Origin of the sequence: Chryseolinea serpens, from assembly GCF_900129725.1 — a bacterium.
Lineage (GTDB): Bacteria > Bacteroidota > Bacteroidia > Cytophagales > Cyclobacteriaceae > Chryseolinea > Chryseolinea serpens.
Genome location: NZ_FQWQ01000003.1, coordinates 162,506 through 175,485, shown reverse-complemented (window position 1 = coordinate 175,485; position 12,980 = coordinate 162,506). Strand labels below are relative to the sequence as shown.

10 protein-coding genes are annotated in these 12,980 nt (G+C 53.0%); 9 read left to right on the top strand and 1 reads right to left on the bottom strand.

Annotation, left to right across the window (positions count from 1 at the left end; genetic code table 11):
- Window positions 1-28: 28 nt before the first annotated feature.
- Window positions 29-1,138: a 1-acyl-sn-glycerol-3-phosphate acyltransferase gene (locus tag BUB30_RS20545; protein WP_073137732.1), complete on the top strand. Its 1,110-nt coding sequence runs from the start codon at window positions 29-31 to the stop codon at window positions 1,136-1,138.
- Window positions 1,139-1,741: 603 nt separating this feature from the next.
- Here the strand turns inward: BUB30_RS20545 and BUB30_RS20540 are convergent.
- On the bottom strand, window positions 1,742-3,070 hold the full coding sequence (locus BUB30_RS20540) for a saccharopine dehydrogenase family protein (protein ID WP_073137730.1): 1,329 nt from the start codon (window positions 3,068-3,070) through the stop codon (window positions 1,742-1,744).
- A gap of 436 nt (window positions 3,071-3,506) precedes the next feature.
- On the opposite strand from BUB30_RS20540, the gene BUB30_RS20535 reads away from it, so the two are divergent.
- From BUB30_RS20535 to BUB30_RS20500, 8 genes are all read left to right on the top strand, one after another.
- A complete protein-coding gene (locus tag BUB30_RS20535; protein WP_073137728.1) occupies window positions 3,507-3,989 on the top strand; it encodes a cytidine deaminase in 483 nt (160 codons plus the stop codon).
- A gap of 72 nt (window positions 3,990-4,061) precedes the next feature.
- Window positions 4,062-5,912 (top strand): GAF domain-containing protein, encoded by a 1,851-nt coding sequence (locus BUB30_RS20530; RefSeq protein ID WP_073137726.1) that lies wholly within the window; start codon window positions 4,062-4,064, stop codon window positions 5,910-5,912.
- A 223-nt stretch (window positions 5,913-6,135) separates the two neighbouring features.
- Complete coding sequence (locus tag BUB30_RS20525; protein WP_073137723.1) at window positions 6,136-6,957, top strand: CheR family methyltransferase; 822 nt, start codon at window positions 6,136-6,138, stop codon at window positions 6,955-6,957.
- A gap of 19 nt (window positions 6,958-6,976) precedes the next feature.
- A complete protein-coding gene (locus tag BUB30_RS20520) occupies window positions 6,977-7,570 on the top strand; it encodes a chemotaxis protein CheB (protein WP_073137721.1) in 594 nt (197 codons plus the stop codon).
- Complete coding sequence (locus BUB30_RS20515; RefSeq protein ID WP_073137719.1) at window positions 7,567-8,322, top strand: GAF domain-containing protein; 756 nt, start codon at window positions 7,567-7,569, stop codon at window positions 8,320-8,322. Before BUB30_RS20520 ends, BUB30_RS20515 begins: the two co-directional genes overlap by 4 nt.
- A 25-nt stretch (window positions 8,323-8,347) precedes the next feature.
- A complete protein-coding gene (locus BUB30_RS20510; RefSeq protein ID WP_073137716.1) occupies window positions 8,348-11,842 on the top strand; it encodes a PAS domain S-box protein in 3,495 nt (1,164 codons plus the stop codon).
- Window positions 11,843-11,937: 95 nt separating this feature from the next.
- On the top strand, window positions 11,938-12,486 hold the full coding sequence (locus BUB30_RS20505; RefSeq protein ID WP_073137714.1) for a SiaB family protein kinase: 549 nt from the start codon (window positions 11,938-11,940) through the stop codon (window positions 12,484-12,486).
- A gap of 32 nt (window positions 12,487-12,518) precedes the next feature.
- Window positions 12,519-12,881 carry a DUF1987 domain-containing protein gene (locus BUB30_RS20500; RefSeq protein ID WP_073137712.1) on the top strand — a complete coding sequence of 121 codons (363 nt, stop codon included), beginning with the start codon at window positions 12,519-12,521 and terminating at the stop codon, window positions 12,879-12,881.
- Window positions 12,882-12,980: the final 99 nt, after the last annotated feature.

The window sequence follows — 12,980 nt, the reverse complement described above, 5'->3', positions numbered from 1 at the left end:
TTTACCGCGACTCCATTAATTTAAGGCCGTGTTTGCATTAGCTTTTTACGTTTCCCTGAAGCAGTATTGCCGCCTGGCGCTGCGTCTCTTTTTCCGGCAGTGGCAGGTGCGCTTCGTCGCTCCCCTACCGAAAGGTCCCGTGATCTTTGTGGCCAACCACCAAAGCGCTTTCATGGATGCCATCCTGGTCATCTGCAGTTCGGCAGCCAACCCCTGGTCCATCGCCCGGGCCAACATCTTTGGGAAGCCTTGGGCCGTCAAAGCGCTGACGCTGGTGCAGATCAAACCGCTCTATCGTTTTCGCGACGGTTTCAGCACCATGCGAAAAAATGATGCCGCCATGGAGGAGTATGCGCAAATGCTGATCAACGGAAAATCCCTCCTCATCTTCGCGGAAGGAAACGACGACGGCTACTGGAAACTGCGCCCCCTGCAAAAAGGATTTGCCCGCATCGCCTTGCGCGCCGAAGAAAAAAGCAACTACACGCTCGGGCTCACGATCGTGCCCGTAGGCATTCAATACGAAGATCACGCGAAGTTCCGATCGAGAGTGCTGGTCACCTTCGGAGAGGCCATTCCCGTGGTGTCACATCAAGCCGCCTCCACGGACAATGGACGAAGCCCGAAGGATGAGCTTGACACCGATACGCTGATGAATAAGACCAGCGACGGCCTCAAGCCCCTCATGTTGCACATCGCAGGCGATGGCGACGAGTACGAGCGAAAGGTTTCTTATCTCTACCAACACCATGTGACACAAAACGATCTGGCAGCCCAACTGGCGGCCGATCAAGCGATCGTCAAAAACATCCCCGCCAACTTGGAAAATATCGCGCCGGTACGCACAAAGAAAAGCTGGCCTTGGCTGAACCCGTTGTTCCTCTATGCCTTTATCAACCACCTTTTGCCGGGCAGCATCATCACCTGGTTTGTAAAAAAGAAAGTACACAACGAACAATTCCATTCTTCCATTCAATATGCCTTCGGACTGGTACTCGTACCGTTGTTCTATGGTTTACAAACGGGATTGTTTTTTAGCATTACGCATTCCGGACTTTGGTCGTTGATTTATTTCATCTCGCTACCCATATCCCTGTCGTTAACCGGGAGAAAATTAGTCGTTAGTCCATTGGCCTAAGAACGGTCAGGGATAAGCCGATGAGTGGTGTCTTTGTCCCTAGCCTAATGGTCTAGCCTAAGCACAAATTATCGTGATTTAACTTCTTTGGAAAAAGGGGCGAATTCAAGACGTTAAACTAAATAAGCCCGTAGGGCTTCCCCATCATAACGCCCGGTGCAACCGGGCGAAGCGAGTCCATGTATTTCAACCCTGTAAGGGTTACCGCTAGTGTGGGAATGTAAATTCGTAGGCGCAACCTATATTAGTACGAATGTTCTAGAGTGCCAAATGCGTAAGGTTCCATCGAAGGTTCGGGGTATGGTATGCTGAGTACGAGTAAATGGAGATTCTGAAGTGTAATAGTGTGAATCGGATCTGCAAGGAGAACCCACTCGAAGGGTAACCCCGCTGGGGTTGTTATGTATCGTCGCTGTTCGCCCGGTTGCACCGGGCGTTATGATGGGAAAGCCCTACGGGCTTGAGTGCATTTTTTTTGCCAGTTCACGTCGAGCTAAGCCCAAGGGTAACCCTGATGAGGTTGGGGTGCATGGTCACTGTTATTCAGCTCCGGGCCATGTACATAGACAAGACGCTAAGACTAAGAACTACGACTTTAGGACCTCAATATTCCGTTTCTATCAAACGAATGCCATAGAGCGCCAGCGCTTCCAGGATGGGATCATAAAATTCCTTTGTCACGGGAATGGCAACCCCGCGGGTTTTGATCTTACCCTCCAACAACAATTTAGCGGCGATGCCGACCGGCAGCCCGACCGTTTTGGCCATGGCGGTGTGGACCTCATTCTCCCCGGTAGCGACAAGGTGCGCCTGGATTTCTTTTTCTTTTCCCGCTAAGGTGAACCGGAACCGATGCCACATCACGATCAGATCTTTGTCGCCGGGATTGAGCTTCCATTTTTTTGCCAGGATGTGTTCCAGGATCTGCGCCGGTGTTCCCGACGCCAGCCCCACGTTTTCCTCCGAAAACAGACCGCTCCATTGCAGGCGTTTCATTTCTTCGCCTTCGCGGGAGATGTGAAACATTGCGGCGATCTTTTCTTGCAGTGTCGCCGCCGGCGCCTCCACGAAAGCATTCACAAAGCCGCGATGGGTCATTTCGGCGACGCCCTCCATCGCATACGTATCGTCGCAGCATCCCAATTGCACCAGCACATTCCAGGCGTGACAATAGCCCTTGTTTCGCAGGGTGCCTCTCACCATGGTTTGTATGCCTTGCAGCCCATAGGTTTCCAGGTATTTCAGGGAGTCGCGGTTGGCATAGCCTTCGTAGTCGCCATAGCCGGGAACCGACACGGTGGTGAGGCGCTGGAAGAGTTGTTGATAGGGAATGTATTTGTATTGTCCGTCTTGTAAAAATTTTGCCGTACCCTGGCCGGCCATCACCACGTTGCGCGGGTTCCAGGTGAACTTATAGCGCCACGGATTTTCGGGGTCGGTCTCGGGGGCAATGAGACCGCCGGTGAACGACTCGAACGACAGCAACGTTCCTCCCCGGGCCTTGATGCCATCGATCACCTGCAGCGCACTCATGTGGTCGATGCCCGGATCCAGACCACACTCGTTCAGAAAGAGCAACCCCTTGGATAAAGCCTCGGCATGATACGACCGCATTTCGTCCGACACATAGCTGGCGTTCAACAGATGCTTGTTCCATCGCAGGCAATGCCGGGCCACCAGCGGATGCAAGGTGGCGGGCATGAGCGAGATCACCACGTCGGCCTCCTGGATGGCCGCGCTGCTTTGTGCTTCATTGTTGATATCAAAGGCGATCGCACGGCCGTGCGCCGACGTCCCGATCTTTTCGCGGGCAGCGGCTTCGGAGAAATCGCCGACCACCACCGTCCACGGTCCGGCCGCAGCATGCTGCAACAAGTATTGAATAAGCGACGAGGACGAGCGCCCAGCGCCCAGAACAAGAATGGTCTTCATAGGGGATCCACGATTTTAAACGAACCTCAACAGGACACCCCTGTTGCGCCGGCGACAAATCTATCATTTATCGGGAAATTGCGTCGTGAAGCGGGCGGGGTAATTTGAGCGCAGGTATCAGGAGCCAGGAGCCAGAAGCCAGGAGCCAGGAGCTTGTTCTCGGTATTCCAGTAGCCAGAATTCTTTCGCTAGAAGTTGGAGGAGTGTGAGCAGCCGAGACACTTGTAGGAGGAGCTGATCGTTGGGGATCTGCTTTTCAGAAGGATGAAACATCGCCCACAAATTCAAAACTCACACTCGCACCACACACCCAAACCCCTACTGGCTACTTACTACTGGCTACCGGGATACCGAGAACAAGCTCCTGGCTCTTGGCTCCTGGATTCTGGCTCCTGATTTATTCTGTATCTTTAACTACAACACTCGTCCTTCCCTTATGAAAGATTTTGTCCTTGCCCCGACCCTACAAGCCCTCGACGCTGAATCGCTCGACCTGGTGCGTCACGCGGAACGCGCCCTGCCCACGGCGCATGCACCCTATTCGGAATTTCAAGTCGGTGCAGCCCTCTTGCTGGACAATGGCGTGATCGTGGCGGGGACCAACCAGGAGAATGCCGCCTATCCCTCGGGCATGTGCGCCGAACGCGTCGCGCTTTTTGCCCTGGCGTCTCAATACCCGGGGCAAGTCATCCGGAAGCTGGCCGTGGTGGCCCGGCACCAAACGGGCACCGAGCTGACACCCGCCACCTGCTGCGGAGGTTGCCGGCAGGTGATGCTGGAGTTCGAACACCGCCAGGGAAAACCGTTCGAAGTGGTGATGCAAACGGAGGAGCGTCAATGGGTAAAAGCACCGTCGGCCCAATCGCTCCTGCCCTTCTGCTTCACCTCCTCCACACTTCGAGCAGCCAAAATCAACTAAGTTGCCCTTAACCTGACATCCTGTTTTGGCTTTCGCCTTATTTTACTTTCTTTGTTTACTTTATACTGGATTATGAAATTTTGGCGCGATAAATCTCTGAAGCAATGGGGCGTATACATCCTGGTGCTGATGACCATACTTTTTATCGCCGAGTATTTTGCCGTTCATCACACGATCCAACGCCTCAACGAGTCCGAGCGCAAAATCGACTATGCCCGCAGCATCCAGGTGAAGAACCAGGAGATCGCCTTGCAGGTGCAACAATTCATCAACGGCCACAAAGACCTGGCGGCGCCACTGGCGGCGGAACTGGAACAACAAGATCACGAGCTGCAAACGCTGGCCAAGGGTGGGCGCATGGACGGAACCGATTTTTTTTTGACACCCCTGTCGCGCCTTCCCCACATCACCTACGATAATCTCTACCCTTATTGGACCCGTTACAAGACCAGTGTTCACACGCTGCTCACCGAAAGCGAAACTGTAACCCTGAAAACTGCCGTTGCCGCGCCAGCCGATTCGTTGGCAGCGCCCACTCCGGAAATGCCGGCCACTACCGAGGGCAACCCCAAATACCATCAGGCGAAAGCCGACTTTGAAGCCCAGTGGATCTCCGTTTCCCATTGGTACGACAAGCTCATCAAAGACCTGGAAGACGAGATCGCTTCCCGCCAACAGGCCGTGCTAAACTGGTTTGCTTTCTTTCTGCTGGCCGATGTGCTGTTGCTGGGTGGGCTGTTCTATGTCTTCAACCGCTTCGTGCTGTCGCCCATCAAACGCCTGGAAAGCAATACGGCAGGTCACGTCCATACCCGCGACCTCCCGGGTCATGAGATTGGACAACTGTCGCAAAAGATCAACCAGACCATCGAAAACCTGAAAGATGCCACCGACTTTGTGACGGCCATCGGCGAGGGCAAGCTGGACGTGGACTACCGCCAGACCTTCGACAGCACCTACACGCAAGGCAAGAACAAACTGGCCGACTCGCTCATCGAAATGCAGGCCAAACTCCGGGCGATGAACGAAGAAGAGCGCAAGCGCCAATGGGCCAACGAAGGCCTCGCCAAGTTTGTGGACATCCTCCGTTCCTCCAACGACAACCTGACCACGTTGGGCGACCGGGTGATTGCCGCCCTCGTGCAATACACGCGCTCCAACCAGGGTGGCCTCTACCTGCTGAACGAAGACGACGCCAACGACAAGCACCTGCAACTGACGGCCTTGTTTGCGTTCGACATCAAGAAGTTCGAACAAAAAAAGATCAAACTGGGCGAAGGCATCCTGGGGCAGACGTTCCTTGAAAAGGAGACGACCTACCTGCCGGAAGTGCCCGAAGAATACATCCGCATCACCTCGGGCCTGGGCGATGCGCCACCCAAATCCATCCTCATGGTGCCGCTCAAGGTTGATACCCAGGTCTATGGCATCATCGAACTGGCCTCCTTCAATTCCTTTTTGCCACACGAGATCGCTTTTGTGGAGAAGTTGAGCGAGTCTATTGCCTCCACGTTGGCGTCGGTCACGGCCGCGCAGAAGAACCGCAACCTGATCGAGCAATTCCAGGAGCAAACGGAGGTGATGCGCGCCCAGGAAGAAGAGATGCGGCAGAATATGGAGGAAATGCAGGCCACCCAGGAAGAAGTGTCGCGGAAGGAGAAGAACTACCTGGCGCGTATAGCCGAACTGGAAGCCCAACCGAAATCAACCGCCAACCGAGCCGAAATAGAAGCCCTACAGGCCGCGTGGCGCAAAAAGGAAGAGGAATACCGACAAGAAGCAGACGCCCTGCAGAGCAAGCTGACCCATTCCCCCAAAGCCGACGATTGGGAGCTTGCCGTGGCCGTGGAGCAGGCCCTCCAGGTGAACTTGAAAGCGTTGCAAATAACGCAAGAAGAATTGGATAGAAAGACGGCGCGCTGAGTCTGGACGGCCTTTTCCCCGCGTTGAACGGCAACGCGAGGTTAGCGGTCATCCCACTTTTTAACGTCCTTTTCCTCAAGGAATTAGTACGAATGGGTTAATTTGATTTTCTTTAAAAATAAAATGCTTCCGGCCATTTTCCACGCGTGTAAGATTTCTCGTTGAAATTCGTCCGGCAGTAGTATGCTTGAAGTAATTTTGAGTTCCTTTTTAAAAGACCACCATGTTGGACATTGATATTGCCGACCTTAAACGGATCTCGGAGTTCATTTATCAGAAGTATCACTATGACTTTCGGAATTACGCTATGTCGTCTTTCAAACGGCGCGTGCTTCGGATCATGGAGCTGAAGAAGCTCTCGGTGGAAGGTCTCCTGAAAAAACTGAACGACTCCCCTCCCTTTATCAACGAATTTCTCGACGAGCTCACGGTCAATGTTACCGAAATGTTTCGTGACCCCAGCTTTTGGCGTGTGATGCGCGAAGAGATCCTGCCCGCCATCATGCTCAACCATAAGCAATTCAAAATCTGGCATGCCGGCTGCTCCTCGGGCGAGGAAGTGCTTTCTATGTGCATTATGCTAAAAGAGATGGGCGTGTTGCACGATGTGACCATGATCGCCACCGACCTGGACGTGAACATCCTGGAACGCGCGAAGGCCGCTACCTACCCCATCAAGAACATGGAGCTCAACGAAAAGAACTACATCCGGTTCCAGGGCACCAAATCCTTCAAAGACTACTATCAAGAAGAGAACGGCATGGCCGTTTTCAATAAAGACCTGTTGATGAACGTTTCGTTCCGCCGTCACGACCTGGTGGTGGGCGACATCTTTAACAAGTTCGACCTGATCTTGTGCCGCAATGTGATGATCTATTTCAACCAGACGTTGCAAAACGAAGTGTTGAAGAAATTCCATGAAAGCCTATTTAAATACGGATATCTGGCCATTGGGTCAAAAGAGTCATTGATATGGTGTGATTATGCCAACCGTTTTATCGTGGTGAATAATGAAGAGAAGATTTATAAGAAAATAAAAGATTAGGAGAGTTGTCTATTGACGAATGAAAAAAATCAGCCTAAATAACAGCTATAAGGCCGTTGTTATCGGTGGGTCAGCAGGCAGCTTTCAGGGTGTAGTCAAAATCCTGGCGCAATTGCCCAAAGGCTTTCCACTGCCGATCATCATGTGCTTGCACCGGCTAAAGCACGTGCGCAACGGCTTTGTGGAGGCGCTCTCCATAAAAAGTGTGGTGCAGGTCACTGAACCCCACGATAAAGAGAACATCAAAAAAGGCAGTGTGTACCTGGCGCCGGCCAACTATCACATGAGTGTGGAACTGGGCCACAGTTTTGCCCTGTCCACCGAAGAGATGGTGAACAACTCGCGGCCGGCCATAGACATCACGTTGAGCAGTTGTGCTTTTGTTTACAAAGAAAAACTGGTGGGCATCCTGCTCTCCGGCGCCAACAAAGACGGCGCCCTGGGCATGAAACACATTCACGACCGCAACGGTCTGACCATTGTGCAAGAACCCACCGAATGCATGATCGACACCATGCCGAAGGCCGCGCTGGCGGCCACGGAGATCGACTATGTGATGAAAGTAGACCAGATAGTAGAGTTTTTAAAAGAACTAGATAAACAATACCGATGATAGGCCTCTTCAACGACCGATACAAAATAAGCCTCCTTCTGGCTTCACTGTTCCTGTTAGGAGCAGGTGTATCCGTGTATTTCATTTACTCTTTGCCCGGCAGCCTCAACCTGGCCCGCGGCTTCGAGCCCAGCTTTCTGAAAGTATACCTGGTGATCAGCCTCACCTTCCTGATCGGGGCGATCAGCCTGGCGAACGCGCTGCGCTACAAGAAAGAAGTCATCGTGTTCCGCGACCGCAAGCTGGAAGACTCCCTGGCCCAACAGGAAGCTGCCGCGTCGGGCAAAAGCACCATCAGCCTCGAGACGGTGAAAGCCAGCCTGGAGCAAACCAAGGGTGAAAAACAAATCTTACAAGCCGGTCTGCACGCCATCTGCAAACAGGTGGATGCCGGTCAGGGTGCCTTGTACCGGATCGTGGAAGAAGACGGAAAACGCTTTGCCGAGTTGAAGAGCGGCTATGCCCTGAACCTCGCCGAAAGCTCCGTGATCCGTTTCGAATTCGGTGAAGGCCTCATCGGTCAGGCGGCCGCGAGTGGCAACACGCTGTATGTCGACGATGTGCCGGAAGGCTATATCAAGATCGTTTCGGGATTGGGTAGCGCGTCGCCAAAATTCTTGTTGATCACCGCCTTGAAAAAAACAGGGCAGGTGCAAGGGATCCTGGAGATCGCTTCCTTCAGCCCCATCAACGAAGATCAGCGCAAGTTTGTCGAAGAAGCCGCCCAATTGATTGCCGACAAGATTTCTTAAGCACAAATCCTAGCGTCCAACGCATATGATGAAAAGCATTAACATAAGTACCAAGATCACCCTCCTTATCCTGGCGATTTCCCTGGTGGCCGTTGCAGCCATCAGCTTTTTCAGCTTTGACTATCACCTCAAGGCAAACCAGGAGAAGTTCGCCACCAACCTCGGCGTTATTGCCGACAACCGGGCGGCCTACTTCAACACCTATTTCGAAAGAGCGGGTACGGCCATCAAGATCCTTCAAAATTCAGATCGCGTCAAAGGTGGTGGTACGGCTGCCGCCGCGGCTCCGGCCGCCGATGACATGTCGGCCTTGATGGGCGGCGCCCCTGCTCCCGACGCGGTGAGTGGAGACACCATATTGAATACATCCGTATCCACCGACCAGTCGATGTCTGATTACCTCACGAGCCAAAAATATGTGCTGGGTGTCGACGAGATCACCATCACTTCCGCAACGGGAGCGGTACTGGCGTCGACGGATCCTGCTGTGAAGGGCAACCTGGTGGACCCCGACGGTGTGACCTTCGATCGCGCCAAAAGCAACCTCTATTTCTCCGCCATCCTGCGCGACAAGACCAAAAAGAATTACTACACCTACGCCGTGGGCGCAGTGACGGACAATGCCGGCGCACAACACCTCATCTTCATCAAGCTTGACTTGAACGTGCCCTACAAGGTACTGAAGAGCTACCAGGGACTGGGCACTACCGGTGAAGTGATCATTGCCCGTGAAGACCCGATGTCGCGCAAGATCGCCTTGGTGAGCCCCCTGCGCTCCGACACTACGGCCGCCATTCAATTGCTGGACCCGAAAGATCAAAAAGATAAATTCGTAGCCGCTTTCACCCCCATATTCGAAGGCAAGACCCCCCCTGTGCAAGGCGTCGACTATCACGGTCATGACGTGCTGCAAGCGGGTCGCAAGATCAACCTGGCCAACCTGGCCCTGTTGGTCAAGATCGACAAAGAAGAAGCCGACGGCCAGGCCTCCGATCTCACGGCCCTGTTTATTTATGCCGCCCTCTGTATCCTGGCCCTGTCCACCTTGCTGGCCATGATGTTTTCCCGCTCCCTCACTCGTCCGCTCTATGGCATGCGCAACACGCTCGGCCTGGTGGCGCAAGGTGTTTTGCCCGAGTCTTCGGGCGAGCAAAGCGGCGACGAGTTCGGCCAGATGAGCACGAAAGTTGACGAATTGGTACAGGCCCTGAAGAACAGCGCCGATTTTGCGCAACGCATCGGGGAAGGCAAATATGACACCGCTTTCAAGCCCGCCAGCGACAATGATATTCTCGGGATGTCGCTCATCAACATGCGCAACAACCTGATCGAGAACGAGCGTCGCGATAAGGAACGCAACTGGATCGTACGCGGTGTGGCCGAGATCAGCGAGATCCTGCGTATGCACGACTCCACCGATGAACTGGGCGAAGATGTGATCAAATTCATTCTCGCCAAGATCGGTGCCATCCAGGGCGCGTTCTACATCGTGAACGACGACGATCCGAAACACCCCGTCATCGAAATTCGCGCCAGCCATGCCTATTCGCGTAAGAAATATCTGAAAGGAAAATTCAAGTTTGCGGAAGGCCTCGTGGGCCAGGCTGCGGCTGAAAAAGATACGATCCTGCGCACGGAGATCCCGTCCGACTACGTGACGATCACCTCGGGTATTCTCGGTGACCAACGCCCGCGTTGTATTCTCATCGTGCCCCTCATCACCAACGAAGAAGTGTATGGCGTGCTGGAGTTTGCCGGCTTCCAGAAGTTCGATCCCTCGCAGGTGAACTTCGTGAAAGAGCTTTCGCTGATCCTGGCCCGGACCATCTTCAACATCAAAGTGAACGAGCGCACGCGCAAGCTGCTGGCCGAGTCGCAGGAGATGAGTAACGAGCTGAAGGAAAAGCAGGAAGTGCTTCGCCAGAACGCCGAAGAAATGCAAGCTACCCAGGAGGAGCTGCAACGCTCCAACCAAAAACTGGAAGAGCAGATCGAAGAGGTGAACCGCACACAGAGCCGGATGCAGCTGTTGCTGGAAAACGCCTCGGAAGTGATCACGATCTACGAAGAGGACGAAAGCATCCGCTACATCTCCCCGTCGGTAGAGTCCATCCTGGGCTATGGCCAGAAGGAAATGATCGGCCGGAGCGACATCGACAAAGTGCACCCCGACCATCGCGATACTTTCCGGGAAATTTTCCGGAAGATGAAGGCCACTCCCGAAGAGGAGGTGACCATGCAATACGAATACCGTGCAAAGGACGGCAGCTTTATGTGGATCGAATCCACGGGCCGGAACCTGATGTCCAACCAGGCCATCCACGGTTTCATCCTCAACTCGCGCGACATCACCGAGCGCAGAAGAGCGGAACAGGAACAACGGATGCGAAGCAAGATGCAGGCCTTGTCGGAAAACTCGCTCGACCTTATCACGCGTTTGGAAGGCGAATCGATCTCGTATATCAACCCCGTTATCGAAGAATATACCGGCAAGAAACCGGCATCGTTCCTCAACCAGAAAGTGAAGGAAGTGGAGCTCGACGCCTCGATCCTGGAAGGCTGGTTGAAGGTGGTGGAAGAAGTGAACAACACCAACGAAAAGGCCTCGGCCGAAATGGACTTTGCTTCCGAAATGGGCAAGCGGGTGATGCAGGTAAACGCCATCCCCGAATTCGACGAAAGCAACAAGCTGGAATCGGTGCTGGTGGTGTCGCACGACATCACGGAGCGGAAGATGATCGAGTTGGAAATTCAGAATAAGAACAAGAAGATCACGGAAAGTATAAACTATGCCAAGCGCATTCAGAATGCCATCCTGCCCAACTCCAGGGTGATCAACAAGGCGCTGCCGGATTCCTTTATCCTCTACAAACCCCGTGACGTGGTGAGCGGAGACTTCCCCTGGTTCGTGCAGATCAAGGACGATATCTTTATCGCGGCCGTAGACTGTACCGGACACGGCGTGCCCGGGGCCTTGTTGTCGTTGATCGGCTACTTCCTGCTGAACGATATCGTACGCAGCCGGAAGATCACCGAGCCCGGCAAGATCCTGGATTTGCTGGACGAAGGCGTAACGACCACCCTACGTCAGGACGAGGACGCCACCACCAAGGACGGTATGGACATAGCGCTCTGTAAGATCAATATGACCGCCGGCGAGGTAGAGTATGCCGGGGCGCACCGCCCGCTTTACATCATGAAGAATGGCGTGATGGACGAGGTCAAGGGAAATAAATTCCCCATTGGAGGCGGTATTTTTAAGAACCAGACTAACTTTACCAATACAAAGATCAAACTCGAGAAAGGGGATTCCATTTACTTCAGTTCAGACGGATTCCCGGATCAGTTCGGAGGCACGGAAGGCCGCAAGTTCGGACCGAAGCGCACCCGCGAGATCATCGAGCAGGTTCACACGCTGCCCATGCAAACCGCGATGACCACGTTTGACGAGCAATGGGAAGGCTGGCGCGGCGACACCAAACAGACGGACGACGTACTGCTGATCGGTATAAAATTTTAACACGAACACCCTCTCCGGTGTAGTGCCGGAAGGTTTTAAAGGATAAAACGTATATCTTAGTGAACCACAAACTTAATCATCTAATCTTCTGAAGCATGAATTTTATTTATGACCTGCACCGCACCATGATGTCGCAGAAACTGATTCTGGTGTATCAGGGTGATTTCACCCAGGAGAGCACCAAATCCATACTGTCCATGGCCGAGCGAAACCTCGATTCTTCAGGGGAAGAATCCAGCATCAAGCGCAAGGTGTTCAATGTAATGGTCGAGGCGCTGCAAAATATTGTGAAGCATAGCGATGAACTGGTCGACGGGCAGATCCGCAGTCATGCCGCCATCTTCCTCATCGGCAAGGAGGCTAACCGTTACAGTATCATGTCGGGTAACCCCGTTCAAAAAACCAACGTGCCCAAGCTTAAGAAAAACCTGGAACAGATCAACGGGTTGGATAAGGATGGACTAAAGGAGTTGTACAAAGAGATCATTAAGAACACCACCATCTCCGACAAGGGAGGTGCAGGATTGGGATTTGTGGATATGGCCCGGAAGTCTGGCGGAAAACTCGAATTCGAGTTCCCCGAAATGAATGCCGACTATTGCTTCTTCTGCTTGAAGGTGAACGTACCCCGCGACAACGAATAATATTGATGAACCACTTAAAATAGATTGATACCATGGAAATTTTAAATCTTGAAGGAACGGAAGACACCCCAAAGATAATCCTCGATAAAAAGAATGGCATATTCGAAATCTCCGGTCGTTCACTGCCCGAAGACTCCGCCGAGTTCTATCGCCCGGTATTGGAATGGATAGAAGCGTATGGTGGCGAGTCCAACCCTTCCACGGATTTTGTCTTCAAGCTGGAGTACTTCAACACCGCATCGTCCAAATTGATCCTGGATGTTCTCTCCGCGCTGGAAGACATCAAAGGCATGAAAATACTCTGGTATTTCCACGAGGACGACGAGGATATGGAAGAAGCCGGCCAAGAGTTTTCCGAGTTGGTGGAGATCCCCTTCGAGTTCAAAACCTACTGAGTTAAGCCCTTCATAATTAATCGGTTACTGGCCATTTCTAGAACGTCCGCACAGGAATTCTATAGGCTGGTAACCGATATTTTTTTATTACCTTTATAG